Below are 26,955 nucleotides of genomic sequence, written 5' to 3' on the forward strand. Positions count from 1 at the left end.
CCAAAATGTGGCCCTAGGACACCCCTACGGTGTGGTGAAGTTGTGGCAACCATGTGGAATGTAGCGCCCATGTGAATGCAGATCCCAAACGGCACCCGCCCTTCGGTAATCTAGCGGTGTGGGGCAGAGGACAGCGTAGTGAATCGGATGCTGTCGCCTGGTGCCAACTGGGCGCTGTGGTCCGAGGATCGGCGGGTGAGTACGCCGATCACAGGGTAGCCGCCAGTGACGGGATAGTCGGGGCCGAAAATGACGGGATTGCCATCGGGGGGCACCTGAATTGAGCCTCGGACCATGCCCTCGCTAGGTAGTTCGCGTGTCGCGTCGAGGCGGCGCAATGGGATTTCGGCGTCGAGACGCACGCCAATCCGGTTGCTAGCTGCGTTTACCGTAAATGTTTGATTGAAGAAGTCCTGCTGCGACTGTTCGTCGAACCAACCTTGACGAGGCCCCGGAACCACGGACAAGGTGTGTACTTTGGTCTCTTTCCACAAGGTTGGGAGGTTGCGCAGCGCGGGCCACCACGCGACTTCCGCGATCGCATTGCCGGTGGGGATCTCATCGCCCGGCGCCAAGGGGGCCGGACCGATGTTGGACATTACGTCCGTGGAGCATGACCCAAGCACCTGGAATGCAGCAAAGCCACCGCGGATGCCGAGGTAACCCCGCAACCCAGTGCGGGCCATCTTAATAAACACTCGTTCACCTGCAACGATATCGACGATCTCATTAGAGTATCCCATGCGTTGGGTGCCGTCTGGCCGGGTAATTGTGAAGGGCGCTCCCATGCCGGTCAGGATGATGTGGGCGTCGTTAAGCGCTTCGAATTCGAAGGATCCCATCAAGATCTCAATGACCGGTGCGAAGGGGTCGTTGCCGAGTGCATGGTTGGCGCGGACGGCGCTCATGCGGTCGAAGACGCCGGAGGGGGCAACGCCGGTGCCTGCCAGGCCGAACCGGCCGGCGTCTTGCAGTAGCGCTTGAGGTCCTGTTTGAATAACGCGGATCATTGCGCAACCTCCACAAATTTGACGGTGTCACCGGGCAAAATCGCGGCTGGGCGTTCGGTGCGGGCGGTGTCCCACATCTTTGTGGTAGTCGTGCCGATCAATTGCCAGCCTCCTGGCGATGGCTGCGGGTAGATTCCGGAAAACTCGCCAGCCAGTCCAACCGCACCAGCAGGGATGTTTGGGCGCGGCGAGGACAGCCTAGGGGCGTTACCTAATGGCTGGTCGGCTACTAAGTAGGCGAATCCGGGGGCGAATCCGCCAAAGGCCGCAGTCCACACTGCCGCTTGGTGCTTTGCGACGAGTGATTCCGCGCTCATTCCCAGCGCTTCAGCTACTTGGGCGAGGTCGGGACCGTCGTAGCGCACTGGGATTTCGATGGTGCGGTGTGCATCGTTCGTGGACCCCACCGGCTGGCTCACGTCGATCGCTGCCACGCGGGCAGCTACGTCTTTGGGGAGCGCGCGCTGGGTATCCAGCATGATCAACAAAGTGTTCGCTGCGGGGACCAAATCGATGATGCCTGGTAGTTGCCAGGAAGACACTGCCTCCTTGATTCGCAGCACGGTGAATAGGGCGTCGAGACCGGAGCTCTCAGTGTCCTCATCTGTGATGTCGATGAGGATTGCCTGTTCGCCACATGGATTAATCTGCATGTCGCACCTCGATCTCGCGAGCGTTAAGTTCGGAGATGATTTGCTTGACCAGTGCCAACGCTGCTGGATTGTCCCCGTGGACACAAATGGAGTCAGCGTGCACCATAATCGGAGAACCCGTGACCGAGGTTATTGGCGACTGTGTAGCAAACGCGATCGCTTGAGCAGCTGCGACTTCTGGATCATGGTGCACAGCACCCTCTTGGCTTCGTGGTACCAGGGTTCCTTCAGCAGTGTAGGCGCGGTCAGCAAATGTTTCTGAAAGGACTTTTAGTCCAGCATTGGCAGCCCACTCCAGGACAGGTGCGCCAGCAAGGCCCATGAGGGCCAGGTTTGGGTCAGCGTCTTTGATGCCTTGAATGACGGCCTGAGCTTGGGCTTCGTCGTGCGCAATGGTGTTGTAGAGCGCGCCGTGCGGCTTTACATACTGAACGGCAGAGCCGTGCTTGCGGGCGAAGGCTTGCAACGCCCCGATTTGGTAGGTGGTTTCCGCGCGCAATTCTTCGGGCGCGTAGGCCATCGCGCGTCGTCCGAAGCCTGCGAGATCTCGGTAGCCGACGTGGGCGCCGATGCGGACCCCACGTTCGACTGCAGCGGCGACAGTCGTGTCCATGACGCTCGCGTCGCCGGCATGGAAGCCGCAGGCAATGTTGGCGCTACTCACCAGGTCCAGCATCGCCTCGTCATTTCCGATGGTGTAGTTGCCGAAACTTTCACCGAGATCGCAGTTTAGGTCGATGAAGGACATGTGTTGGGTAGCTCCTTTTTTTGAAAGTGAGATTGGCAGTGACGATGCCTAGTGCCTCATTGTGCTGGGCAGGTAGCAGTCTTAGGTTCCGAGCAGCTTGAATACCCCTCCGAAGGAAATGTAGGCCAGCCACCAAGCGATCGCGACACCAACGACGCCGAGGATGATCAACCAGAGTGGGTACTTGTAGCCGTCGAGAAGGTCTTTTTGGCGGAAGGCTGCGACGAACATGATCATCGTAAAGCCGAGTGGCAGGACCAGGCCGTTGAAGGCGCCAGCAAAAACCATCAGGGTAGCTGGGGCGGTGCCCAAGACGACGAACAAAGTGCAAGAAATCAAGATGAAGACGATGGTCACGATATTCTGCATGCGGCGCTTCTCTGGCTTGTTCGGAATGAGGAACGTCGCCGAGGTGTAGGAGGCGCCGATCACCGAAGAAATCGAAGCGGCCCACAGGACCACGCCGAAGAAACGCATGCCCAGGTCACCAGCGGCTGCCTGGAAAGCTTCTGCTGCAGGATTGCCCTTGAGGTTGAGCTGGGTGCCGGCGGCAACTACGCCCAAGACGGCGAGGAAGAGAAGGACACGCATCAAGCCGGTAAGAATGATGCCAGTAACAGAGGACTTAGCGACCTGGCTGACATTTTCCCGGCCAGTCTGACCGGAGTCCAGCATGCGGTGTGCGCCAGCGTAGGTGATGTAACCACCGACGGTGCCACCAACCAGGGTGGTGATGGTGAGGACGTCAACTTCTTCTGGCAGGACCGCATTCTTCAAGGCACTGCCGACCGGCGGGTTGGAGACAAATGCGACGTACAGGGTGAGCAGCATCATTACGACGCCGAGTACCACCAAGATCTTGTCCAGGGCCATGCCGGCTCGCTTGGACAAGAACATGGCGATTGCGATCGCAGCGGTGGCCACGCCACCGATCTTGACATCGCCACCAAACATGGCGTTGACGCCCAGGCCGGAGCCAGCGATATTGCCGATGTTAAAGACAATGCCGCCGATGGCGATAAGTAGGGCCATCAGCCAACCGAAACCTGGAATTACGCGATTGCCGAGCTCTTGGGCGCGCATGCCCGACAGCCCGATGACGCGCCAGACGTTCATCTGCACGGCGATGTCGATGATGATCGAAACGACAATGGCGAATGCAAAAGCTGCGCCATGTTTTGCGGTGAAGACCGCAGTTTGGGTGAGGAACCCAGGGCCGATGGCGCTGGTGGCCATCAGGAAGATTGCGCCGAGCAAGGCGCTTCGCGTGCTAGCTGCGGCGGCAGCTTGCGGGATGGTCGGCTGTTTTTCGGAGGCCATTCGCGTCGATCGCCTTTCAAAAGTGGGGGATGGTTACACGTTTGTACTGGTTGTTTAACTAATTCAGAGGATCGTTGAACAAAGTATGGCCTAGTATAGGGCTTAGTGGCCCGCGACACAATTACAGATTTAAGTGACCCTGGTAGGTAGCGCCTGTGACAATTAACTCAATGCCCTTTAAGCTGGACATTATGACGGCCACGCCCAACCAACTTGCTGAAATTCTTACCGCTCGCATTCTCGGTGGCGACATTGCCTCTGGGGACAAACTTCTCGAAGCCGTCCTAGCATCTGACCTCGGCGTTTCCCGAAATACCCTCCGCGAAACCTTTAGAATGCTCGCCCGCGATGGTCTGGTGGAGCACATCCCACACCGCGGAGTGTTCGTGAAGGTGCTCAGCCCGCGCGAAGTGGTAGAGCTTTTCGCTTATCGACGCTTCCTTGAACTCGGATCCATCAAATTTTTTGCGGACTGCACCGCTGACGCCCAAAACGCGCTTGTGGTGATGTCGAAAGTGATCGACGTGGCGCTCACTGCAGCATCAGTTCGGGACTGGAACCAAGTTGGCGTACAAAACAATGAGTTTCACGCGGCGCTGGTGGGTGCTTCTGGGATTCCGAGGCTTGTAGACAATGTTCGGTTGGCGATGGCGCACTCCCGGTTGGCATTCATGGCCGTGGGAACTAACGAGAATGTGCACGCGCCTTTCTTGGACCGGAACCAGGAGATTCTGCAGAAGCTTCGCGTAGGTGAATTCGAACGGGCACATGAAAGCTTGGCAAGCTACCTGCAGGAATCTGAGGCCCGTATTTTGGGCGAGATGTCAATTGGTGGCTAGATAGCTCAAGGCCGGTGCATCATTGCGAGATGCACCGGCCTTTTTGTGGCTAGTTAAGCCCAGCGATTTAGAAGTTGTCGCGATCGGTGTTGGCCATCGCGAGGACGTCTAGACGCTTGTCCAGCTCTTCCTCGGTCAGCTTCTCGCCGTCGACAAAGCCGAGGTCGATGACGGTCTGACGGATGGTCTTGCCTTCCTTCAGAGCGGTCTTAGCGACCTTCGCAGCTGCTTCGTAGCCGATAGCTGAGTTCAGCGGGGTCACGATGGATGGGGAGGACTCAGCCAGAGTGCGCATGCGCTCGACGTTTGGCTCGATGCCGTCGACAAGGCGCTCTGCGAAGACGCGGGAGGTGTTTGCCAGCAGGCGAGCGGACTCGAGCACGTTGCGAGCCATCATTGGGATGAACACGTTGAGTTCGAATGCGCCCTGTGCGCCGCCGAATGCTACGGCGGCGTCGTTGCCGACGACCTGTGCGGCGACCTGGGTTGCGGTTTCGCACAGAACAGGGTTGACCTTGCCCGGCATGATGGAGGAGCCTGGCTGCAGGTCTGGGAGGTGGATTTCACCCAGGCCGGTGAGCGGGCCGGAGCCCATCCAGCGGATGTCGTTGGCGATCTTGGTGAGGGACACGGCGATGGTGCGCATTGCGCCGGAGAACTCGACGAGGGCATCGCGGTTTGCCTGGGCCTCGAAGTGGTTCTTAGCTTCGCGCAGCTCAGCCACACCCGTGAGCTTCTTGAGTTCTTCGGTGACGAGTGCGCCGAAGTCAGCAGTGGTGTTCAGGCCAGTGCCGACGGCGGTGCCACCGATCGGCAGCTCGCCGAGGCGAGGCAGAGTAGCCTCAACGCGTTCGATGCCGGCCTCGATCTGGCGTGCGTAGCCTGCGAACTCCTGGCCGAGGGTCACAGGGACCGCGTCCATCAGGTGGGTACGACCGGACTTAACGACGTCCTTCCATTCGGTGGCCTTCTTAGCCAGGGATGCATGGAGCACCTTCAGGCCTGGGATCAGGTCGTTGACAGCGGCTTCGGTGGCTGCGACGTGGGTCGCGGTAGGGAAGGTGTCGTTGGAGGACTGGCCCATGTTGACATGGTCGTTAGGGTGGATCTCCACACCGTTAGCCTTCGCGATGGATGCGATGACTTCGTTGGTGTTCATGTTGGAGGAAGTGCCGGAACCGGTCTGGAACACGTCGATAGGGAACTCAGCGTCGTGCTTGCCCTCTGCGATTTCCTTGCCAGCAGCGATGATGGCATCGGCGAAGGTAGCATCCAGCAAGCCCTTGTCCTTGTTGACCTGGGCGCACGCAGCCTTCAGCAGACCCATGGCGCGAATTTGCTGGGCCTCCAAGCCACGGCCGGAAATTGGGAAGTTCTCCACGGCGCGCTGGGTCTGGGCACGCCAGAGCGCGTTGACTGGGACCTTGACCTCGCCCATGGTGTCGTGTTCGATGCGGAATTCCTGCTCAGTCATATTTCTCACCTTTAGTTGATGGTTGAAACGCAAAACGATCTGGCTTGGGCCTCATTACGGAGGACAAGCCACCCCATCCAGTATTACCCATTTATGGTCTGCAATGTGGCTTAGGGGGCACTTAATTTCCGCTTATGATTGACGTCTCAATTCGGTGCAACACAAAAATCCCCCTCCTCAGGAGTCTGTGCAGCTAGCAGCACCAAATGGCGTGTATTTGGCGAGTCGCACAAAATTAAGGAGAGGGAGTGGATGGCAGGGCGCTTGCCTACCCACAGCGAGGATCCATTAGTCAGCCTTGCGGCGGATCGCGAAGGCCAATCCAGCGACGAGCGTCGCCAAGGCCAGCAACATCAGCTGAAACACGCTTGCCCCAGTGTTAGCGAGCGCACGCCCCTGAGTCGTAGCTGCGCGATCAGCATTCTTGAGCTCTACCTGTTGTGGAACCGAGGGTTGCGCATTGGACGTGGTGTGTCCTTGCGCAGGTGCAGGATTACTCACACCTAGCACACGATCCGTTTGGGAGGCCGGAGCTGGATTATTAATTCCCAGAACATGTCCTGCAGAGGAAGTCGGCATCAAAATAGGCACAACCGCAAGCGGAATTGCAGCCAAAGACAGCAGTGGGAGGTAAGAAGCACTCGCTTCTGCACTCGGCTTTACGACGCCCGAAGTTTGAGAAACAGTGGTCGTGCTTGATGGAACAGATGAAGGAGTTGATCCCGTAGTGCCACTTTGGCCGGTGTGAGGTGGAGCCGTGGGTACCGTAACGACAGTCGGTGACGAAGTCGAGGAAGCTGTGCTCGTGGTAGCTACGGAGGTAACTACAGGAACTGAACCGGTCACTGTTTGAGCCGTTGGTTCCGTGGTGGTGGCTGCGGGCGCCGGGTCTGTGGTGGTGGCAGTCGTTGTTTCCGTGGTGGCTGTTGTTTCCGTGGTGGCTGCTGGTTCCGTGGTGGTGGCTGCGGGCGCCGGGTCTGTGGTGGTGGCAGTCGTTGTTTCCGTGGTGGCTGCTGTTTCGGTGGTGGCCACTGTTTCGGTGGTGGTGGCTGTTGGTTCCGTGGTGGTGGCTGCGGGCGCCGGGTCTGTGGTGGTAGCAGTCGTTGTTTCCGTGGTGGCTGTTGTTTCGGTAGTGGTGGCTGCTGGTTCCGTGGTGGTGGCTGCGGGCGCCGGGTCTGTGGTGGTGGCAGTCGTTGTTTCCGTGGTGGCTGCTGTTTCGGTGGTGGCTGCTGGTTCCGTGGTGGTGGCTGCGGGCGCCGGGTCTGTGGTGGTAGCAGTCGTTGTTTCCGTGGTGGCCGCTGTTTCGGTGGTGGCCACTGTTTCGGTAGTGGTGGCTGCTGGTTCCGTGGTGGTGGCTGCGGGCGCCGGGTCTGTGGTGGTGGCAGTCGTTGTTTCCGTGGTGGTGACCACAGGTGTTGCTTCGGTGGACGTTACGGCAGTGGTCGCTGCTGGTGTACTCGAAGCTGGGGTCGTGGAAGATGGGTTGAGTGGTGTCGGTTCAGGGGTCGTTGTGTCGACTACCCATTCGAATCCCTCGAGATCAACGTTGATCGTGCCCGTCAGGGTGCGAGAAATCTGTAGGGATGACGACGAAGAAGTGGTGTTTGTCGTCGTTTGGCTATTGGCCAAAGGGGAAGAGATGCTCGCTAGTCCTCCAGCTAATACAACTGTGTTGGTAATAACCAGTACGCGCATCCAACGGATTGAAGAAGCGGTGATGGGTGCCGTTGGAGCGGTGTTGTTCAAGCGGTTCATTGTTAGCAAAGCCTTACTATCTAGTTAATAAACAACTATCTTTATGAGAATTGTTCAAGGTATGAGGAGTGAGACTAATTCCACTAACGGTGATATGTCAACTACCCTCCACACTATTTAAGCTCTGAAAAAACTCAATTTACCTCGTCGCTTTAACGAATATCTAACCGTTCGGGCATAAGATTTCGGCAAATGTTGCTTTAGGGGGGATGAGCAGGGGTCATCACTTAGGCGAATCTGCGAGTTTTATCTCATTGAAACCTGAATATGCAATCCGGGGGGGTAAGGTATTGGAATCCTATAAAACAAAAAAAAGAACGACCACTCCACTGAGTGGAGTGGTCGTAAGGCTGAATAAAAAAACTAGCGGGTGTAATCGACCACGGAGTATTCCTGCAGCTTTTGCAGTTGGTGAACTGATTCGATGTACCGGATGGTGCCGGACTTTGAGCGCATAACGAGTGAACGGGTGGTTGCGCCGTTGGCTCGGTAAGAAACGCCACGCAGCATGTCACCGTTGGTCACGCCAGTTGCAACGAAGTAGCAGTTGTCTGAAGCGACCAGGTCGTTGGTGAGTAGGACGCGGTCAAGGTCGTGGCCAGCTGCGACTGCCTTTTCGCGCTCGGCATCGTCTTTCGGGGCGAGCATGCCCTGAATTTCGCCACCCATGCACTTCATTGCGCATGCTGCGATGATGCCTTCGGGGGTCCCACCGATACCCATCATGATGTCCACAGAATTGGAATTCTGGGCAGCTGCGACGGCGCCTGCGACGTCGCCGTCGGAAATTAAGCGCACCTTCGCGCCAGCTTCCCGGATCTCCTTAATGAGGTCGGTGTGGCGTGGCCGATCCAGCACAACGACGGTGACGTCCGAGGTAGCAATACCCTTTGCCTTAGCAACGGCAGAGATATTGTGCGCAGCAGGAGCAGTGATATCGATCTTTCCAGCGGCTTCCGGGCCCACGGCGATCTTGTTCATGTAGAACACCGCCGATGGGTCATACATGCTGCTTCGTTCCGAGGCTGCCAGAACAGAGATCGCGTTGGGGCGACCTTCCGCCATGAGGGTGGTGCCATCAACCGGGTCTACTGCAATGTCTACTTCCGCACCGAAACCGGTACCGACTTCCTCGCCATTGAACAGCATTGGGGCTTCGTCCTTTTCGCCCTCACCAATGACTACGACCCCCTTCATATTCACCGAGTTGATGAGCTTGCGCATGGCGTCGACAGCCGCGCCATCGCCCTCGTTCTTCATCCCGCGACCGACCCACCGACCGGATGCCAGGGCCGCTGCTTCAGTCACGCGAACCAATTCCATGGCTAGGTTACGATCTGGGATTTCCTGGGTACTCATTAGTGCAAAGCCTCCAAATGGCAAGGGGATAGACGTCGATAAGCCAGCTGTCACAGTCAGTGGCAGATAAAACTATTGTTGCAAACAATTCGAGTGTCTGGCCTCATTTACACCTATTTTCGGTCGTAGGAGTCATAATTCATGGGTTTTCGGGGCTAGTTGGGTTGGGGAATCGGTCTCGCGCGGGGGGATCTGCCATACTGTTTGGGTGGCTGAGAACAAACCTCGAATATTTCAAAGCACTAAAGACATCTCGATGTCGCTATTGGTCATTGCAGTGTTGATGGCGATGTCGGTGGCCTTCACTGGCATGTGCAGTTTCAACCGGGGCGCCCCGGAAAATGGGCCGGTGCAAAAAGTCGACGCCCAGCAGATGATGCAGTTTGAGGCCCGCGCGATGAACTTCCCGGTCCGGCTACCAGCAGATCCAGAAGGCTGGACCCCTAATTCGGCGCGTCGCTCAACAGTGAACGGCAAGCCCGCTCCAGTGGTGGGGTGGGTGACGAAGAACGGCGCCTACCTCCAGCTCGTGCAGACCGACGAGCCACTGGAAAAGGCGCTCAAGAACGTAGACGATAACGCTCGCTCGGCCGAAGGCACCATCGAGGTTGACGGGCAGCAGTTCAAGAAGTTCACCTCGCAGGAGCGCAACGTTCGCGACGTCTGGGCAGCTGACCTGGGCGATGTCCGCCTGATCTTCTCTGGCACCTGCTCAGACGAAGAATTTACCCAGCTGGCCCACAACACGCTTCAAGCGCAGCCCATCCCAAAGCCGTAGGCCCCTTCGGGCGCTTTTCGACGCCTTATTCCGCGCTACCTAATGCTTCTTCTACCCGGCGAGCAGCACCATCCAGGTGTTGCTCGCATCGTTTTGCTAAGGCTTCTCCTCGCTCCCAATACTTCAGGGACTCGTCCAACCCCATCTGGCCCAGTTCGAGGATTTTAACGATCTCCACGAGTTCTTCCCGAGCCTGCTCATAGCTCAGCGTCTCTACTGCGGGGAAAGCGTCTTGGCCGGGGGTTCCAGTGCCGAATGCATCTTGGTTCACTATCAAAAGTCCTAATCTGCTCGTTTGGTGGCAATGGCTGCGGCCGTGATGGAACCATCAGCGACCCGAATTCTTAACTGGCTGCCAGGCGGTGATTGTGCCACGCTGGTGACCACCTCAGGCTCCGACCCGTCACGGGGGAGCACCTGCACCACAGCGTAGCCACGGGCTAGGGTTGCCGCTGGACCCAGCGCCGATACTTGCGCGCGCAACGACGCGGTTTCGCGCTGTAACGCCACAATGAGGCGTTGGATGTCTCGCCTGATGGTGTTTTTCGCCTGAGCAATGTCCTCGCGACGCACTTCGATAGGAGTAAAAGGGTTAGCCAGTACCGGACGGGAACGGACCGACTCCAAACCGCGCCGTTCCCGCTCTACCCATCCGCGGAGCGCGGCACGGGAGCGCAGCAGCAATTCCTTAATGAGCTGCCGTTCTGCCATCACATCGGGGACAACCCGCTTTGCAGCGTCGGTAGGGGTAGCTGCGCGCAAGTCGGCAACATTATCCAACACGGGGTTGTCCGGTTCGTGGCCGATGGCGGAAACTACTGGTGTGGTGGCACTGGCTACGGCACGCTGCAGGGCTTCCTCGGAGAACGGCAGCAAGTCTTCGACGGAACCGCCTCCGCGCGCAATGATGATGACGTCAACCGCTGGATCTCGATCAAGCTCTTCCAGCGCCGCGATGACTTCGGTTACCGCGGTCGCGCCCTGTACGGCGGTATTGATTACCCGAAACTGCACCTCAGGCCAACGCTGTTGCGCCACCGACAAAACATCGCGCTCGGCGGCAGAGCCACGGCCGGTGATAAGTCCGATGGTGTTGGGCAGGATGGGGAGTGGTTTCTTCCGCTCGGCGTCGAAAAGCCCCTCAGCCGCCAACTTGTGACGAAGTTGCTCGATGCGTGCCAAGAGTTCGCCGACTCCCACATGCCTGATGTCTGTTACCCATAACGAGAACGTGCCGCGCCCCACATAGAAAGCCGGCTTGCCGTAGACCACCACGCGATCGCCATCCTGGAGCGGGGTCGAGGATTGGGTGATCAGTGAAGTAGGGCAGGTGACCTGGACTGAAGCCTCGGCTTCGGGGTCCCGCAGCGTCAAGTAGGACAGCTTCCAACTGGGCTTGACATTGACCTGGGTCAATTGTCCCTCGACCCAGATATGGCCAAGTTTTTCGACCCAGCCTTTGACCTTTTCATTGACTTCCCGTACTGGCCACGGAGTCTCAGGCGTCGACGACGCGCTCATTAATTTCCTTACGCAGATAAAGGGTTTGGACAGTCGTCCACTTATTCTAGGCGTTTGACTATGTTGCTGGGTACGCTAGTGGCCATGGAAGAAACTTCGCAGAAGAAAATATTGCTAGCCGCGCCGCGCGGATATTGTGCCGGCGTTGACCGCGCAGTGGAAACCGTAGAGCGAGCCCTGGACAAATATGGAGCTCCGGTGTACGTGCGCAAGGAGATCGTGCACAACCGCTATGTGGTGGACACTCTCGCTGAGCGAGGTGCTATTTTCGTCGATGAAACCACCGAGGTTCCAGAAGGCGCACACCTAGTGTTTTCAGCGCACGGCGTATCGCCGGCGGTCCATGCAGAAGCGCAGAAGCTCGAGCTCAAGACCCTTGACGCTACCTGCCCGCTAGTTACCAAGGTTCACAATGAGGTAAAGCGCTTCGCTCGTGACGGCTACCATATCCTTCTCATCGGGCACGAAGGCCATGAAGAGGTGGAAGGCACTGCTGGTGAAGCTCCCGACGTCGTACACCTCGTCGACGGCGTCGAGGGTGTAGAAAAGCTCGAGTTCGGGCCTGAGGAAAAGCTGGTGTGGCTTTCGCAAACCACCCTTTCTGTAGACGAAACCATGGAAATTGTGCACCTGCTCAAGGCCAAATTCCCCAACCTCATCGACCCGCCTAGCGACGACATCTGCTACGCCACGCAGAACCGGCAAGTAGCCGTCAAGGCTATCGCTCCGAAGTGTGACCTCGTGATTGTGGTGGGCTCCCAGAATTCCTCTAACTCCAAGCGGTTGGTGGAAGTGGCTTTGCAAAACGGTGCGAAGGCTTCCTACCTGGTTGACTACGCTAACCAAATCGATGATGCATGGTTGTCGGGAGTGGAAACGGTCGGTATTACCTCGGGCGCATCGGTGCCGGAGATCCTGGTACGGGAAGTGCTCACGCACCTCGAGAGCTTCGGCTTCCACGACGTCGAAGAAGTAGTAACTGCTGCGGAGAAGATCGTTTTCTCCCTACCTCGAGACCTTCGACCAGCTAATCGCGCGCAGCGCTAAGGCGACCAGTTAATCGCGCGTAGCGCTAAACTCACCCTCCGGGTTGATACCTGGAGGGATTTACTGATAGAGGTCGTCGTCGAGCGATGGGCGTCGTTTTGGCTGTGGTGCGGGCATGGTGCTTTTGCCTAGGGCTGAGTCACGGGAGGCGTCCGGACGGCGAGAGGACTCGCGCTTACGGGTGACCTCTTCAATCGACGGCATGTTTCGCACGGATTCCCCAGGTTCCCGACGTGGCGGGACAGAGCGTCCACGTGCGGTGCGCATCCGTTTCTTCTCTTCCGCGTTGCGGACCAGCTCTTCGACAGTGACTGTTTTGCGCCGCTCGGCGGAGCGATTGCGCCGGGTCCGTTCGGACATCTCCCGAACTATAGTGGTGGTGGCGCGATTGCGTTGATCAGCGCGACTTTGTTCTTGGCGTTGGGCGATGAATGCCTGCTGCTGCACTTTCGCTTGGTATACACCGTGTCGATAGCGCAGATAAGCGATCACCGCACATCCCGCAGTTGTGGCCGCGAGCTGTGGGAAGTACTGGGCTAGCGGATACAGGGCCGACAGCAACATCGTCTTCGACAAACTATCGGCGGATGCGGAGATGTTGCTCTGCGCTACCAGCCAACCCGTTACGATGGTGAAAACACCAAAAAGTAGTGGAAGTTGAGCAACGGTCAGGAACAGGCCGCGCAACTCGACGACAATGGTCATCGAAAGGGCTGCTACGACGAAACAAACCCAATACGGCCAACTAATCTCGTGAGCGTTCCAGCTCAGCAACATCCCGGTAGCGAGCGCAGCAATGATGATGCTGCTCGCCGTCCAGGTGGAGACTCCCGGTCTCGCGGGCGCCGAATGATGGCGGCGAGCGCGGGATCGAGTAGTCGAAGGTTGAGACACGATTGGATAGTTTACTAGTTTGGCGTCCTAAAACTCGAAAATCCCGCCCAGTTTCTGGTTTCGTTTTCCACAACCTGCAGTTTGTTGGCAGCTGCGCGTTGGCTCAGTGGCTTAAATCACGCGGATGACGGGGATGGCTTTCGGCAAAAGTGATCTCCGGCAGTGGAGGCTGGGATGGAGGGACGATGTTCATTTCCTCCATTTTCCGCGCGGTGACAAAAACCCGAGACTCTAGCGTTCCCAATGCCGAGTTGTAAGAATCCACCGACTTCTCCAGGTTCGACCTCAGTTTTTCCATGTGTTCCCCGAGCGTCCCGATCCGTCGATAAAGCTCGGAGCCTAACTGCTGAATCCGCATGGCCTGCTCGCCGATTGCATCGTGCTGCCAGCCAAGTGCAACTGTGCGGAGCAAAGCCATCAGAGTGGTGGGGGTCGCCAGCACAACGTTCTTGGCAAAGGCGAATTCGAGAAGCTCGGGGTCGGTGCGCAGCGCAGCGTCGAGAAACGGGTCGGCGGGAACAAACAGCACCACGAACTCCGGGGTGGGGCTGAAGGTGCGTTGGTACTCCTTGCTTGCAAGTTGGGTCACATGACTGCGCAGATGATGCGCGTGGCGTCGCAGATGTGCCTCATGCTCCTCCGGGTCCTCAGTTTCGAGCGCATCCAAATAGGCGACAAACGGAACCTTTGCATCCACGATAATGTTGCGCCCACCGCTCAACCGCACCACCATGTCCGGCCGAATGCCAGGTGCGCTGACTTGAGTGTCGAAGTCGCAATGTTGAACCATTCCGGCTAGCTCGACAACCCGCTCAAGCTGAATCTCGCCCCAGCGCCCGCGCACTTGGGGTGCTCGCAGTGCAGTGACTAGCTTCCCGGTTTTGTCTGAAAGCTGGGCTGAAGTGCGCCCCATTGTTTGGATCTGGGCACTTAGCTGCGCCATTGTGGCGGCGCGCTCTATCTCAATCTGGTGTACCTGTTGGGAAAGCCCAGCGACCGCATCGGCAAGCGGGTGAAGTGAATCAGATACCCGGTTGGAGATTTCCGTGCCAGCGCGCTGTGAATTCTCCATTCCCTCGGCGCGCACTGTCGCGGAGATCAGCGCCGCCAGTTGATGTGGATCCTGCGATAGGGTGCGGGCGGACTTTAGCGTCCAACCGAGTACGAGCCCAATCGTCAGGCCGAGCAGGAGGAATAGTGCGGCAGAGTTCATAGAGTTGAGCTTGCCAGAAGGGGGCGACAAACTAGCTTAGCGACGAGGGAATTTTTGGAACAAACGTGCGAACTTTTTCGGTGTGTTGCTCGCCCGATCCATAAGTTCGCCGACGATGTCGGTACTTGTTAGTGACTTGGCATCGGTAGATGTAGGGTGTGCAGTCCCAGGCTCGTCGTCGACGGCAGTGTGCCGTTGCGGCAGGATTCGGGGCAGTGTGGCGTCGCGAAGCTTGCGCCCGAATTCTTCGCTCCAGACTCCGGTGATGGATCCAGCATCGGTGGCGAAGGAGATTTCGGAGGCGGTCTTTTCCCCGCTGCGTAGCGCAATGATGTCGTTGAGGTAGCGGAAGAAGACGGCGATAGTGGCCGCAACTGGGACGGCGAGGAAAGCGCCGATGATGCCGAACAGGCTGCCTCCGATTGTGACGGAGATCAGCACGATGACGGGATGGAGATTCATGGCGCGCGACTGCAGGAGCGGCGAGAGAATATTGCCTTCCAATTGTTGGACAGCGATCACCAGGGCGAGTACCAGCAGGGCTTTGGTTACTCCCAGGGAAACCAACGCGATGAGCACCGCCAGAGCGCCGGCGACTACGGCGCCAACAATCGGTATGAAACCGGCGAAGAAAGTGATGGTGGCCAGCGCAAGTGCCATCGGCACGCCGATGAGCACGAGGCCGCCGCCGATGACGACAGCATCTACCAACGACACGATCGCTTGGGCGCGGATGTATCCGGAAAGGGTGATCCAGACGCGGGTAAGTAGCTCGGTGAGGTGCCAGCCTGCGCGACGTCCGGTGACGCTGCGCAGCCAGGGTAGAAAGCTATCGCCGTCTTTGAGGAAGAAGAAAGTGAGCACCAGTACCACGCCGAGCGTCACGGCGAAGACTGAGGCTGCACCCAGCCCGGCAAACAGCCCCTCGGCGATCTTCCCAGATTGTGCTTGGAGCCAGTTGACGGCACTGGCAAATAAGTCATTTAGGTCGTCGTCTTTGAGGTGGAAGGGAGGGCCGAGTAGCCACAGCTGGGTGCGTTGCATGAGCTCGAAAGTCTGCAGGTACAGCGTTTGTGATTGCCGGCCAATGGAGGGGGCGATGGCCATCATGACCCCGGTGAAGACGCCACCTGTACCCAAGATCACCAAGATTGCCGCGAGCGCTTTGGGCACCCCGAGATTACGCAGCCATTGCGTTGGCCCCCAGAGCACGGAAGACACAATGAGCGCCAAGGCAATGGGGAGCAACCCCTGCCACACTTGTTTGCCCACGAACCACACCATGTAGGTGGCAGCCGCGATCAGGAGCAGGCGTAAGCACCAGCTAGCCAGCTCTTTTGCCCCTTCGGCGATGATGAATGAGCGATCGATATGGTCGGCGCCCTCCAACTCGGCAAAGGTTCGTGAGGCTTCTTCAGGCAGGCGAGAATTAGCCAAGCGCTCGTCGTCAAGCAGCTCGGGCGGTTTGGCAAAATTCTTTGGCATGGATGTGCCATTGTCCTGCGGGTTATCACTCACCCTTACAATCTTGCACATTTTGAGAGGGTAGGGAGGTATCTGGGTAAATGTGCAGCGTATCGAGGGGTGATTGCTAGTATGGACTTCCGTGAGCCTTACTCTTGGAATCGTCGGCCTGCCCAATGTGGGCAAGTCCACGCTATTTAATGCCCTGACCCGCAACGATGTTCTCGCGGCGAACTATCCCTTCGCCACGATCGAGCCGAATGTTGGCCTCGTCGAGCTTCCCGACGCGCGCCTGAACCGGCTCGCCGAGATCTTTGGATCGGAACGCATCCTTCCTGCGACAGTGTCTTTTGTAGACATCGCCGGCATCGTCAAAGGCGCCTCCCAGGGTGAAGGCATGGGTAACGCATTTCTGGCCAACATCCGCGAAGCCGACGCGATTTGCCAGGTCGTCCGTGCGTTTGCCGACGACGACGTGATCCACGTCGACGGTCGGGTTGATCCTTCCACGGACATCTCCGTGATCAACACCGAGCTGATCTTGGCTGATCTGCAGACCATCGAAAAGGCGCTGCCACGTTTGGAGAAAGAAGCCAAGAAGGACAAGGCGCTGGCCGACCATGTCACTGCCACGAAGAAGGCCCAGGAAATCCTCGAGGATGACCGCACGCTGTTCTCGGCGGCCAAGAACGGGGAGATCGACCTCTCCCTCGTGCGTGACTTGCACCTGATGACCGCCAAGCCGTTCCTCTACGTCTTCAACTCCGACGAGGCCGTGCTCACCGACGAGGCACGTAAGGAAGAATTGCGCGCCCTGGTTGCGCCTGCAGACTGCGTTTTCCTCGACGCAAAGACCGAAACTGAGTTGTTGGAACTGGATGAGGAAGAAGCTGCAGAGCTCCTCGAGTCCGTGGGGCAGCACGAGCCGGGCCTGCACTCGCTGGCGAAGGCAGGGTTCGCCACCCTGGGCTTGCAGACCTACCTGACTGCTGGTCCGAAGGAATCCCGCGCGTGGACCATCAAGCAGGGCTGGAGCGCACCACAGGCTGCTGGCGTTATTCACACTGATTTTGAGAAGAAGTTCATCAAGGCCGAAATCGTCTCCTTCGAGGATTTGGACGCTTTGGGCTCCATCGCGGAAGCGAAAGCTCAGGGCAAAATGCGCATGGAAGGCAAGGACTACGTCATGCAGGACGGCGATGTCTGCGACTTCAAGATTGGCGGCTAATTCTTTCCGTGCCTGCATAGTAACGGGGAAAATCAATACCGCCTACTTCGTCACTGCTATTGACTGTGGCGAGGTAGGCGGTATTTTTTATCCGAGTTTTTAGCCTGATTGCAAACGCTTTAGCGGTAGGTGACCTTCGCTTCGAGGATGTTATTCGAGTACTTGAACTCCAGCTTGGAGAAGCGCTCAGATTCTGGAGTGTCAGCAAGTGGTGCTAGTGCTTTTTCGGCATCCTTGCGCACCGGGCCATCAATACCGAATGGTTTGCCGTTGACGGTGAACTTGGAGAAATTGTTTGGCTTCATGTCCTTGTCAAAGCGAATTTGTCCGGTAACCGTGTCCGTTTCTGGATTCTCAGCGTATTCCTTGATGATCGGCACGAGCGCATCCTTGAGTATCTTCTGTTGTTCCGGATCAATTTCCTTAGTGTAGGCGCCGTCGGCAGAATCATCCGCTGCTTCCGCTGCTTCCGTGCGCTTGGACTTGGACTCGGAATCGGACTCGGTAGCAGCGCCCGAGGGCTCGGACTTTGGTGCGCTCGTGCTCTTGGAGGTGGCAGGCTTCGAGGTCGACTTCTTTTCACTCGTCGGGGCAGAGTCTGAAGCTTCTGGGGCAGCGGCGGCTGGCGTTTCTTTAGATCCTGGCAGAGCATCTAAAACACTTGGGGCACCACAACCGCTGAGCGTGCAGATTGAGATGACAGCTAGGGCAGTGAGGGAAAGTCGACGCATGAGTACTCCTTATGGCGAGGCGGCTCGTGGAGCCGGATGAACAATGGGGACACATTTGTGATGCAGCGAGCGTGAGAATTGTTCCCAAGTGGCCAGAAACGCTGGAACTAGCCGAAAAATTCAACCTGCATGTAGTCGTTCTTGTGGGTGTTGCTCGTCGATTCTTGCGGCAGCACTACCTCGTTATGTAAAGGTGAAAGCGCCAGGAGTGTCGAGCCCGTTCAACTCGACACTCCGTAAGATATCGGTCGCTGTGATCAAGTTACTCGTGGGGATCGATCCAGATTTCATCTAGAAGCAAGGCGATTTTCGACGCGCCACCTCGAGCACAGCGCACTTGCGGTGGCACTATGTGTTTGGCTCATTTGTCCGTCGATAAGGCCAGCTTTCGCTACTTCCATTTGCGCGCGAGTATCGGTAGCTGGTTTCATTAGGATTTATCATGATACTAGCTTTCGCTCTCACGCTTGCCGCCGGCTTATCGACGGCCATTGGCGGCCTCGTCGTGTTGAAACGGCGGGAACCGACTCAGCTCTTTCTTGCCGCTGCCCTGGGGTTTTCTGCTGGGGTGATGCTCTGGGTGTCTTTCCTGGAGATCATGCCAGAGGCCACGGCTAATCTGCAGGAAAGCTTTGGGGAAAAGCGGGGTGCCTGGGCGGCGACCGGGGCCTTCTTTGCCGGAGTGCTCCTGATTGGGATTATTGACCGCCTGGTCCCCGAGCCGGTCAACCCCCACGAGACACACGTCGGCGACGGCCAAGATTTATCTGCGCAGGCGTTTTCCAAGATGGGCCTGATGATGGCTCTGGCGATTGGTATCCACAACTTTCCCGAAGGCTTTGCCACGTTTCTTTCGGGAATGAATTCCCTGCAGGTCGCATTGCCGGTGGCGATCGCCATCGGCATACACAACATTCCCGAAGGGATTTCTGTGGCGATTCCGCTATGGCAGGCCACCGGCTCGCGCTGGAAAGGATTTAAGTGGGCGGCGATTACAGGTTTGGCGGAACCCCTAGGTGCGCTGGTGGGCTACCTGGTATTGCTGCCTTTCTTGGGACCTACCACCATGGGAATTGCGTTCGGAATGATCGCCGGAATCATGGTGTTCATTTCGTTGGATGAGCTCCTGCCTACCGCGGAAGCCACCGGAAAGCACCATGCCGCGGTGTACGGCTTGGTGGTGGGGATGGCCGTGATGGCGTTGAGCTTGCTGCTGTTTCTTTAGTGCTTCTTTGGTAGCGGGAGGAGCATCACGACCCCAGCGATGATCGCGCCCCAGATCGCGCCAAAAATGAGCGAGCAGATCGTCTCTACCAGCCAGGAAATGAACGAGCCTGCACCTTCGACGAGGTGAACGAGGTGATGCTCGATGGCGAGTGGAGCATGCCAACCCAAGGAATCGAAACCAACCAGCATGATGTGTCCGCCGACCCAGAGCATCGCAAAAGTGCCGATGATAGCGATCGCAGACAGGACCTTGGGCATTGCGTTGACCAGCGCTTTTCCAAAATTCTGGGAGGCGGAATTCTTGCGCCCCGCCATGCGTAGTCCAATGTCGTCCATCTTGACGAGCAGCCCAACGAAACCATATACACCGAGCGTGATGGCGATTGCGACGGCGAACAGCACGGCTGCCCGCATGGGGAGGGCAAGATCGGTGACTTGGTTGAGGGAAATCACCATGATTTCGGCGGATAGAATGAAGTCGGTGGTGACTGCTCCTCGGACCAATTTGTCTTCGGATTGTTCGCCTTCGCTGGCTGCTGGAGAGTCATCCTCGCCGTGACCACTGAGTTTTTCAATGACCTTTTCAGCGCCTTCGAAACAGAGATAGGTGCCACCTAGCATCAATAGCGGGGTCAGCGCCCAGGGAGCCCACTGACTGAGCGCCAGGGCCAGGGGCAAAATGATGATGATCTTGTTTACCAACGAGCCCTTGGTGATTCGCCAAATGATCGGCAGTTCCCGGGCAGGCGTGACGCCCTGAACGTAGCGCGGGGTAACAGCAGCATCGTCGACAACAACACCCGCAGCTTTGGCACTCGTGCGGCCCGCAGCGGCGGCCACATCATCCATATTTGCAGCTGCGACTTTGGCAATCGCGGCGACGTCGTCAAGCAGTGCAGCTAAACCACCAGGCATTGGGGTGATTCTCCTCCGGGTCGTGGTGTCAAGGTAACGCTCCCAGCTTACGGTAGGACTACTCTGAGTGTCGCTCTAGAAAGGCGAGGATGTCTGGCCATTCGAGTTCGGCCTGACGTTCGCCAGCTCGGTACGATGCTTGGAGTTTGGCCAGGTTGCGCTCGCGGTTGCTCACGGTCAGGTCGGTGGGGCAATAGAGATAGGCGCTGTGGTTGGCCTCGAGTTCGAAAAGCTGCGTCCGGGTGTTGTTGTAGCGCTCCGGTCGCTGGATGATGGCCTCAGCAACAGCGGGGAAACGGCGAAATGTCTGCCAGACCAGGCCCGGACGAGTGACCGGGCTTTTGACATAGCTGCGGGCCCGGGACATCACGACGAGAAACGTCGTGAACCCGTCGTCAAGCGCAGCATCGATGGGGAAACCGCCAGTGGGGCCGAGGGCGCCGTCGACATAGGGGTGTCCGTCGATAATGGGCGTGCGCATGAGGCCCGGCATTGTCGACGACGCCCGCACTCGACGCACCAGGCTCGCATTGTCGGTGATGTCCTCGCGTCCCCAATAGGTCATCTCCCCGGTGTCCGCGCGGACCGCCCCGATCCGAAACGGGGTGGTGTTCGCATGGAAGGCGTCGAAATCAAAGGGAAACGGCTGGTCGGCGCCGGTGGAGGTTTCATAGAGATATTCTGCGTCAAAATAGCCACGCCCACGCAGCAGCGAAACCCAACCCCCAGCCGCGCGGTGCGCAGGCGTTTCGACGAACGCTTCCCGAACTCGGACTGAAGCGTCCTGGGTTTTGTTCCTACTCACTTTTGAGAGGATTGGAACATGGCCAAGAGGTATTCACAGGAGTTCAAGGATCGCGCGGTGCGGATGCTGATCGATCGTTTAGCCGATGATGGCTCGTGTTCTCAGTGGCAGGCGGTCAATGAGATCGCACCGAAGCTAGGGATCGCGAATGAATCGCTGCGCCGCTGGTACGAGCAGCATTTAGTGAACGCGGGTGAACGGCAGGGGCTTACGCGTGAAGAGCATGAGGAGATTAAACGGCTCAAACGCGAGGTTGCGGAGTTGCGGCGGGCGAATGAGATTTTGAAGACTGCTTCGGCTTTTTTCGCAGCGGAGCTCGACCGTCCGGCCCGATAATGATTGCTTATATTGATGAGTATAGGGATCGTTTCGGGGTCGAGCCGATTTGCCGGGTATTGGGCGTGAGTCTGGAGGGAGGGTTTATCACCTCTCGTGGCTACCGGCTGGCGAAGAGCAGGCCAGCGAGCGCCAGAAGCATACGAGACAGGATCCTGATCGATGAGCTCAAGAAGATCCACACCAAGAATTACAGCGTCTACGGGGTGCGGAAGATGTGGCATGCAGTGCGGCGTGCTGGTTGGGATGTTGGCCGTGACCAGGTGGCTCGGCTCATGAGAATCGGTGGAATTGAGGGTGTTCGCCGGGGACGCGCCCCAATCACAACCCGGCCCGTTCAGGAAGTAGATTCTCGTCCGGATCTGGTCAATCGGCAGTTCAAGGCCAGTAGGCCCAACCAGCTGTGGGTTGCTGATATCACGTATGTACGAACCCTATCCGGCTTCGTGTATACAGCGTTCGTTACTGATGTGTATAGCCGCAAGATTGTGGGTTGGGCGACGCGTTCTTCGATGAAAACCGAGGCGCTACCACTAGAGGCACTCGAGCAGGCCATTCAGGGAGCGAAAGATACTCTGGTGGATCTGACGCATCATTCCGATCATGGCTCGCAATACACGAGTGTTGCCTACAACGAGAAACTCGCTGACTACGGGATCAAGCCCTCCACCGGGAGCGTGGGTGATTCCTACGATAACGCGCTAGCCGAGGCTGTCAACGGCCTGTACAAAGCCGAGCTGATCTATTCCCAGCCCTGGTTCTCACTGACCGAGGTCGAGTTTGCGACGTTGAACTGGGTCCACTGGTGGAACCACGAGCGCCTCCACGAAGCCCTCGGATATAAGAGCCCTGCAGAGATCATCGATATGTATAATCACACCCGGGTCAGCGAGCTGACCCCCGTATAAGAAGCGGAACAAAACCCAGGACGCTTCAGACTGGATCCCCGGAAAGAAAGTTGACGGTGTGTGAAGCGCCAGCGGAAATACCTCCCACCCAGCCAAACGAGATGCCTTCTGACAGGAACTTGGAAATCAGTGCGGCAGTGTAAGAATTGCGGGTGCCACCACCTTCGATGACGAGGGCGATGCGGGGGAAATGTCGCGGTGTCGAGGACATGAGTTTCATACTAAGCCGTGGTGTGGTTTGGTGCGGGGTGTTGCTGTGGTTTGGTGGTGTGGTTTGGTGTGGGGTGTTGCTGGGGTTTGGTGTGGGGTGTTGCTGAGGTTTGGTGTGGGCGATGTGCCTGATTTGAGCTGCACATCTGCTATGTCGTCCCTTCGCGGTAGTCGGACTACGTATAGCCTCGATTTTTGGCGAATTTTTGCCCTTCTGCGTAGTCGGACTACCCCGAAGGGACGACATAGCGCTTTTGAAGCTATTGCGCATCGAGCGCCAGCGTCGAGCGCCAGCGCCGAGCGCCAGCCGTCGAGCGCCAGCCGTCGAGCACCAGAGCCGATCCTCAGCCGTCGAGCACAAGCCATTGAGCGCCAGACATCGACTGCCGACCAGTGAGTAAGCCCGACTCGAATCAATAAGGTTAGCCTAACTTTATGTTGTATAACCTTGGGTGTGACTAATGAACTACATTCCATCGCCACAGTCGCAACTGACCGCCCCGCTCGATACGCCAAGCAGCTCACGCAACACTTTGGGAAGAAAGCAACGACAATTTGGGATAGTGAGGCGGAAAAAGGCGACGTTTCCTTTGCCCCGGAAGAAGGTAGCGCGCGGGTAGAACTCACCTGCGAGGAAGGCGCGTTAATGATGAATCTGTGGACCACCCCGGAAAATCTCGAACGTTTTGAGCACGTGGTTGGCGGTCATGTCGAAAGATTCGGCGTCCGGGACGAACTCGTAGTCAGCTGGCACCAAGTAATCCACCGCGCCTGGCACCAAGTAATCCACCGCGCCTGGCACCAAGTAATCCACCGCGCCTGGCACCAAGTAATCCGTCGCTACATGCCCTCGCCCCAGGCAGCCACTGCCCCGAGCGAGACCCGAAAGTGCTAAGGTAAAGCGTTGCCTGTTGCCGTCATGCAACCGGAGCTTAAAAAACTAGAAATTCACACGGGTGCTGCAAAGCAATTGCCCTTCCAAGGACAGTTGCGGTGCGGCTGAGATGTCTCGAACCAGACGAGCAAACCGTAACAAACTGACCCGGGTAATGCCGGCGTAGTGAGGAAGAAATACATGACTAGCTCTGCATCCCGCCCTGCGAAGAATTCCTGGCGCGTAGTCGACATCGTGGTGGCGGTGGTCCTTGCGGTCGCCTCGGGGCTCATCTTCTGGGTGTGGAATTCGATCGGCTACGCCTGGTATGAAGCGATGAATGCTGTCACGCCTGGTTTTGGCGGCCTGGCCGCTGGGGTGTGGCTGCTCGGTGGCGTGCTTGGTGGGCTGATTATCCGTAAACCCGGCGCAGCTTTGTTTGTGGAACTGCTGGCCGCTTGCGTTTCAGCAGCTCTGGGAAACCAATGGGGGATTGAAACGGTGTACTCCGGACTGGCCCAAGGTCTGGGTGCTGAGCTCATCTTCCTTGTTTTTGCGTACCGGTCTTTCCGTCTTCCCGTCGCGATGCTCGCTGGAGTCGGCGCGGCGATTGGCGCGTTCGTGTTGGAGTTGTTCCTTTCCGGCAACCTCGCGAAGGGGATGGAGTACAACGTCATTTACCTGATCTGTTTCGCCATTTCCGGGGCGCTGCTCGCGGGCGTTTTTGGTTTCGTCCTTACCCGCGCGCTGGCGGCCACCGGCGCTTTGGATCGCTTTGCCGCTGGACGCGAGCGACGCGAACTCGTCTAGATTTCAGTGGCGTTGTCGTCGAAAACACCCGCCATCCATGCTCGCGACTTTAGCTGGCGGCATGCCGGGCGCAAGAAAGCTACCCTCACCGGCCTCAACTTTGACATTGTGGCCGGGGAGCGGGTCCTCATCCTTGGTGCGTCGGGTTCGGGGAAATCCACCCTGCTCGCAGCCATTGCCGGTGTGCTTGGCGGGCCTGACGACGGCGAATTCCACGGCACCCTCGAAGTCGCTGGAATCGATGCCCGCGATACTCAACGCCTGCGCGGGCGCGTTGGTATGTTGCTGCAGGATCCAGACTCCCAGGTCATTGCATCAAAAGTAGGTGACGATGTCGCTTTCGGTTGCGAAAACCTTGGCATGGAGCGCTCGGAGATTTGGCGTCGCGTCACGGAAGCTCTGGCCTTGGTGGGACTTGACCTCCCGCTCGATCACCCCACGTCCGCGCTGAGTGGGGGACAGAAGCAACGCCTGGCTTTGGCTGGGATCATCGCGATGGGCGCTGACATCATCGTGCTCGACGAACCCACGGCGAACATTGATCCTGTGGGGATTCCCCAACTGGTAGCCGCGGTCTCTCAACTGACAGGTGCCACAGTTATCGTTGTGGAACACCGGGTAGAGACGTGGAAAGACCTGGTAGATCGTGCCATTGTATTAGGCAGCGACGGAACTGTTCACACAGACGGCCCCGTCGAACAGGTGCTGTGGCACGAAGCCACTAACCTCGCTCACCAGGGTATTTGGGTACCGGAGAGCTATCTTCCACCAGAGAGTCGACTTCAGCACGTCGCAAAGCTGCAGCGGCCACCGAGTAACGGGGAGGCAGCTGTCCAGGCGCAGGGCTTACAGATCGGATGGGACGCGCAGCATCCGGTTGGTGGGGAGCGCGACCTCCGGATACCGTTGGGGCAATCGACAGTGATTACGGGAAGGAACGGCGCAGGCAAGTCCACGCTCGCGCTGACCTTGGCAGGGCTCTTGCCACCGTTGTCCGGGGATGTCAGCGTGCACCCGGAGATTGCCGCAGGAATTGGGCAGCGCCCGCACGCCTGGTCTGCTCGGCAGTTGAGCGCGCGGATTGGATTTGTATTTCAGGACCCGGAGCATCAGTTCCTTACTAACTCTGTGCGTGAGGAGCTCCTGATAGCCCCGGCGATCGTCGCCCAGCATGCTGGGCCAAAGCTTGGTCGGCTGCGCAGTTGGCGACGGGCCGTGACCAACGAAATGGAGAGTCGAGCGGACCAACTGCTCGCTGATCTGCGACTCGAACATTTAGCTGCTGCCAGCCCATTTTCGCTCTCCGGTGGACAAAAGCGCAGACTATCCGTAGCCACGGCATTGATGCTGGAACCGGAAATCGTCTTCCTCGACGAACCCACCTTCGGTCAAGACCGACGCACCTTCCTTGAAATCATTCGCCTGCTGACAAAGCTCCGCGATTCCGGACGCACCATGGTCTCAATCACCCACGACCCTCTCGTAGTCGAGCTCCTTGCCGACAATCATCTGGAGGTGGCGTAAATGAACCTGCTCGATGGGGTCAACCCAGTAACGAAGCTCGTAGCCATCATGGCGTTGACCACGCCACTCTTGCTGAGTGTGGATGTGGTCTCCGCGACGGTCGCCTTGACCGCGGTCGTGTTCCTTGCACCGCTGTGTGGCGTCTCTTGGCCGACCTTGGCGCGCCGGGCATGGCCACTCGTGCTCGCTACGCCGATCGCTGGGCTCTCGATGGCGCTCTATGGGCGTCCCGAAGGCCGCGAATACGTCCATTTTCTGTTCGCCCACGTCACGGATAATTCCCTCAGCCTGGCCTTAGCGATCATGGTGCGCATCTTGGCGGTGGGCTTGCCGGTGGTTGTCCTCGCCACGCATATCGATCCCACCGAGCTGGGCGACGCCCTAGCTCAAGTCCTACGCTTGCCACAGCGATTTGTGGTGGCCAGCGTCGCCGGGGTGCGCTTGCTGAGCCTGTTTAGCGATGATTGGCAGTCTTTGTCGCGGGCGCGACGCTCCCGTGGGCTCGCAGCTGACAACCCGATCACCACCTTCTTCTCTATGACGTTCGCTCTGCTGGTCCTGGCAATCCTTCGCGGAACCAAACTCGCGACAGCGATGGAAGCCCGAGGATTTGGTGGCCCGCAGCCGCGAACGTGGGGCCGAGCCTCAACAGTGAGCTGGCGAGACGCCGCCGTGATCATCGTGGCTTTGGCACTGGGGGTTCTGTCAGTGGTCTGCGCGGTGTGGGCCGGGACTTTTAGGTTCCTTGGCACATGAACCCCATAGCACAGCGCCTACAGCCCGGTACTATGACCGTGCTTATCGACGGCCCATCCGGCTCGGGCAAGACGACACTGGCGAAGCAACTTGCAGACATCACCGGTTTTCAGCTCGTACACCTCGATGATTTCTATCCCGGCTGGGCGGGCCTTGCCCGTGGGCGTGACATGGTGGCTCACGATGTACTTCATCCGACCCGTCCGGGTTTTAGGCAGTGGAACTGGCAAGAAGACCGGCCGGGGGATTGGGTGAGTCTTGACCCGCGACGGCCGATGATCGTTGAGGGCGTCGGGGCGATTTCGGTTCCGTCCGTCCAGGCGGCTGCGCATCGTGGAACATTCTTAACTGTTCTCGTCAAGGCGCAATCTGCCACTCGACGTGAGCGTGCTCTCAACCGGGACTCGGGTTTTGCGCCGTGGTGGGAGATGTGGGCGAGCCAAGAAGTTGAACATTTTGAACAATTGCCGGCGGTGGATCTGGAGCTGTGGACGTAATGTATTCCTGCTATCGCTAGCTTATTATTCTCGTGATTTTTAATTTTATGCAGGCCAGG

The 26,955-nt window shown here is 58.0% G+C and carries 27 protein-coding genes and 1 pseudogene; 12 read left to right on the forward strand and 16 right to left on the reverse strand.

All coding sequences use genetic code 11. The annotated features are described in order from the left end of the window. Positions 1–110 precede the first annotated feature (110 nt). The 4 genes from CEPID_RS04300 to CEPID_RS04315 form a co-directional block, all read right to left on the reverse strand. Complete coding sequence (locus CEPID_RS04300) at positions 111–1,010, reverse strand: 5-oxoprolinase subunit C family protein (RefSeq protein ID WP_047239907.1); 900 nt, start codon at positions 1,008–1,010, stop codon at positions 111–113. Continuing rightward, positions 1,007–1,663: a 5-oxoprolinase subunit B family protein gene (locus tag CEPID_RS04305; protein WP_047239908.1), complete on the reverse strand. Its 657-nt coding sequence runs from the start codon at positions 1,661–1,663 to the stop codon at positions 1,007–1,009. Before CEPID_RS04305 ends, CEPID_RS04300 begins: the two co-directional genes overlap by 4 nt. After that, on the reverse strand, positions 1,653–2,411 hold the full coding sequence (locus CEPID_RS04310) for a LamB/YcsF family protein (RefSeq protein WP_047239909.1): 759 nt from the start codon (positions 2,409–2,411) through the stop codon (positions 1,653–1,655). Before CEPID_RS04310 ends, CEPID_RS04305 begins: the two co-directional genes overlap by 11 nt. An 81-nt stretch (positions 2,412–2,492) precedes the next feature. After that, positions 2,493–3,731: an NRAMP family divalent metal transporter gene (locus CEPID_RS04315; RefSeq protein WP_047239910.1), complete on the reverse strand. Its 1,239-nt coding sequence runs from the start codon at positions 3,729–3,731 to the stop codon at positions 2,493–2,495. A gap of 170 nt (positions 3,732–3,901) precedes the next feature. On the opposite strand from CEPID_RS04315, the gene CEPID_RS04320 reads away from it, so the two are divergent. Continuing rightward, complete coding sequence (locus tag CEPID_RS04320) at positions 3,902–4,570, forward strand: GntR family transcriptional regulator (RefSeq protein WP_052843375.1); 669 nt, start codon at positions 3,902–3,904, stop codon at positions 4,568–4,570. Between the two features lie 67 nt (positions 4,571–4,637). On the opposite strand, the gene CEPID_RS04325 is transcribed toward CEPID_RS04320, so the two are convergent. Together CEPID_RS04325 and CEPID_RS12435 are read right to left on the reverse strand one after the other, a co-directional pair. Then, positions 4,638–6,044, reverse strand: coding sequence for a class II fumarate hydratase (locus CEPID_RS04325; RefSeq protein WP_047239911.1), 1,407 nt, complete (start codon positions 6,042–6,044; stop codon positions 4,638–4,640). A gap of 288 nt (positions 6,045–6,332) precedes the next feature. Then, positions 6,333–6,635, reverse strand: a complete 303-nt coding sequence (locus CEPID_RS12435) for an LPXTG cell wall anchor domain-containing protein (protein ID WP_144413445.1) — start codon at positions 6,633–6,635, stop codon at positions 6,333–6,335. Positions 6,636–6,915: 280 nt separating this feature from the next. On the opposite strand from CEPID_RS12435, the gene CEPID_RS12440 reads away from it, so the two are divergent. Next, complete coding sequence (locus CEPID_RS12440; protein WP_158408023.1) at positions 6,916–7,827, forward strand: hypothetical protein; 912 nt, start codon at positions 6,916–6,918, stop codon at positions 7,825–7,827. A gap of 335 nt (positions 7,828–8,162) precedes the next feature. Here the strand turns inward: CEPID_RS12440 and glpX are convergent, their stop codons facing one another. After that, positions 8,163–9,158 (reverse strand): class II fructose-bisphosphatase, encoded by a 996-nt coding sequence (glpX, locus tag CEPID_RS04340; RefSeq protein WP_047239913.1) that lies wholly within the window; start codon positions 9,156–9,158, stop codon positions 8,163–8,165. A 256-nt stretch (positions 9,159–9,414) separates the two neighbouring features. Here glpX and CEPID_RS04345 point away from each other — a divergent pair, with 256 nt between their 5' ends. Further along, positions 9,415–9,936, forward strand: coding sequence for a DUF4245 domain-containing protein (locus CEPID_RS04345; protein ID WP_047239914.1), 522 nt, complete (start codon positions 9,415–9,417; stop codon positions 9,934–9,936). A gap of 25 nt (positions 9,937–9,961) precedes the next feature. On the opposite strand, the gene CEPID_RS04350 is transcribed toward CEPID_RS04345, so the two are convergent. Further along, on the reverse strand, positions 9,962–10,207 hold the full coding sequence (locus tag CEPID_RS04350; RefSeq protein ID WP_047239915.1) for an exodeoxyribonuclease VII small subunit: 246 nt from the start codon (positions 10,205–10,207) through the stop codon (positions 9,962–9,964). Positions 10,208–10,218: 11 nt separating this feature from the next. Continuing rightward, on the reverse strand, positions 10,219–11,457 hold the full coding sequence (gene xseA, locus CEPID_RS04355) for an exodeoxyribonuclease VII large subunit (RefSeq protein ID WP_047239916.1): 1,239 nt from the start codon (positions 11,455–11,457) through the stop codon (positions 10,219–10,221). Positions 11,458–11,541: 84 nt separating this feature from the next. Between xseA and CEPID_RS04360 the strand changes: the two genes are divergently transcribed. Next, positions 11,542–12,504, forward strand: coding sequence for a 4-hydroxy-3-methylbut-2-enyl diphosphate reductase (locus CEPID_RS04360; RefSeq protein WP_236684294.1), 963 nt, complete (start codon positions 11,542–11,544; stop codon positions 12,502–12,504). A gap of 60 nt (positions 12,505–12,564) precedes the next feature. Here CEPID_RS04360 and CEPID_RS04365 read toward each other — a convergent pair whose 3' ends face one another. The 3 genes from CEPID_RS04365 to CEPID_RS04375 all read right to left on the reverse strand — a co-directional run bounded on the left by CEPID_RS04365 (position 12,565) and on the right by CEPID_RS04375 (position 16,147). Continuing rightward, positions 12,565–13,398: a DUF6542 domain-containing protein gene (locus CEPID_RS04365; protein ID WP_144413446.1), complete on the reverse strand. Its 834-nt coding sequence runs from the start codon at positions 13,396–13,398 to the stop codon at positions 12,565–12,567. 103 nt (positions 13,399–13,501) lie between these two features. After that, positions 13,502–14,611, reverse strand: coding sequence for a DNA recombination protein RmuC (locus CEPID_RS04370; RefSeq protein ID WP_047239919.1), 1,110 nt, complete (start codon positions 14,609–14,611; stop codon positions 13,502–13,504). 36 nt (positions 14,612–14,647) lie between these two features. Continuing rightward, positions 14,648–16,147: an AI-2E family transporter gene (locus CEPID_RS04375; protein WP_456236252.1), complete on the reverse strand. Its 1,500-nt coding sequence runs from the start codon at positions 16,145–16,147 to the stop codon at positions 14,648–14,650. Positions 16,148–16,217: 70 nt separating this feature from the next. Here CEPID_RS04375 and ychF point away from each other — a divergent pair, with 70 nt between their 5' ends. Next, positions 16,218–17,303 carry a redox-regulated ATPase YchF gene (gene ychF, locus CEPID_RS04380; RefSeq protein WP_047239920.1) on the forward strand — a complete coding sequence of 362 codons (1,086 nt, stop codon included), beginning with the start codon at positions 16,218–16,220 and terminating at the stop codon, positions 17,301–17,303. 119 nt (positions 17,304–17,422) lie between these two features. Here ychF and CEPID_RS04385 read toward each other — a convergent pair whose 3' ends face one another. After that, on the reverse strand, positions 17,423–18,034 hold the full coding sequence (locus CEPID_RS04385) for a hypothetical protein (protein WP_047239921.1): 612 nt from the start codon (positions 18,032–18,034) through the stop codon (positions 17,423–17,425). Between the two features lie 442 nt (positions 18,035–18,476). On the opposite strand from CEPID_RS04385, the gene zupT reads away from it, so the two are divergent. Beyond that, the gene (zupT, locus tag CEPID_RS04390) at positions 18,477–19,259 is read left to right on the forward strand and encodes a zinc transporter ZupT (RefSeq protein ID WP_047239922.1); all 783 of its coding nucleotides are present in this window, start codon (positions 18,477–18,479) and stop codon (positions 19,257–19,259) included. On the opposite strand, the gene CEPID_RS04395 is transcribed toward zupT, so the two are convergent. After that, positions 19,256–20,176: a DUF808 domain-containing protein gene (locus tag CEPID_RS04395; protein ID WP_047239923.1), complete on the reverse strand. Its 921-nt coding sequence runs from the start codon at positions 20,174–20,176 to the stop codon at positions 19,256–19,258. The two genes, zupT and CEPID_RS04395, sit on opposite strands and share 4 nt — an antisense overlap. A gap of 58 nt (positions 20,177–20,234) precedes the next feature. Beyond that, the gene (locus CEPID_RS04400) at positions 20,235–20,981 is read right to left on the reverse strand and encodes a patatin-like phospholipase family protein (RefSeq protein WP_052843381.1); all 747 of its coding nucleotides are present in this window, start codon (positions 20,979–20,981) and stop codon (positions 20,235–20,237) included. A gap of 18 nt (positions 20,982–20,999) precedes the next feature. Between CEPID_RS04400 and CEPID_RS04410 the strand changes: the two genes are divergently transcribed. Further along, positions 21,000–22,225, forward strand: a protein-coding gene (locus tag CEPID_RS04410) for an IS3 family transposase (protein WP_144413386.1) whose coding sequence is annotated in 2 segments (ribosomal slippage) — positions 21,000–21,279 and positions 21,279–22,225 — 1,227 coding nt in all. Because the reading frame shifts where the segments join, the coding sequence is not laid out codon by codon here. A gap of 34 nt (positions 22,226–22,259) precedes the next feature. On the opposite strand, the pseudogene CEPID_RS04415 reads toward CEPID_RS04410, so the two are convergent. Beyond that, positions 22,260–22,436: pseudogene (locus tag CEPID_RS04415) on the reverse strand (patatin family protein); the annotation flags it as partial. A gap of 453 nt (positions 22,437–22,889) precedes the next feature. On the opposite strand from CEPID_RS04415, the gene CEPID_RS12870 reads away from it, so the two are divergent. The 5 genes from CEPID_RS12870 to CEPID_RS04440 all read left to right on the forward strand — a co-directional run bounded on the left by CEPID_RS12870 (position 22,890) and on the right by CEPID_RS04440 (position 26,896). Beyond that, positions 22,890–23,330, forward strand: coding sequence for a DUF2218 domain-containing protein (locus CEPID_RS12870; RefSeq protein WP_083984377.1), 441 nt, complete (start codon positions 22,890–22,892; stop codon positions 23,328–23,330). A 180-nt stretch (positions 23,331–23,510) separates the two neighbouring features. Further along, complete coding sequence (locus CEPID_RS04425) at positions 23,511–24,119, forward strand: ECF transporter S component (protein WP_047239926.1); 609 nt, start codon at positions 23,511–23,513, stop codon at positions 24,117–24,119. A gap of 6 nt (positions 24,120–24,125) precedes the next feature. Next, positions 24,126–25,643, forward strand: a complete 1,518-nt coding sequence (locus CEPID_RS04430) for an ABC transporter ATP-binding protein (protein WP_236684295.1) — start codon at positions 24,126–24,128, stop codon at positions 25,641–25,643. After that, the gene (locus tag CEPID_RS04435) at positions 25,644–26,399 is read left to right on the forward strand and encodes an energy-coupling factor transporter transmembrane component T family protein (RefSeq protein WP_047239927.1); all 756 of its coding nucleotides are present in this window, start codon (positions 25,644–25,646) and stop codon (positions 26,397–26,399) included. Between the two features lie 32 nt (positions 26,400–26,431). Beyond that, positions 26,432–26,896, forward strand: a complete 465-nt coding sequence (locus tag CEPID_RS04440) for a nucleoside/nucleotide kinase family protein (protein ID WP_047241351.1) — start codon at positions 26,432–26,434, stop codon at positions 26,894–26,896. Positions 26,897–26,955: the final 59 nt, after the last annotated feature.

The sequence above is a fragment of the Corynebacterium epidermidicanis genome (assembly GCF_001021025.1).
GTDB classification, from domain to species: domain Bacteria; phylum Actinomycetota; class Actinomycetes; order Mycobacteriales; family Mycobacteriaceae; genus Corynebacterium; species Corynebacterium epidermidicanis.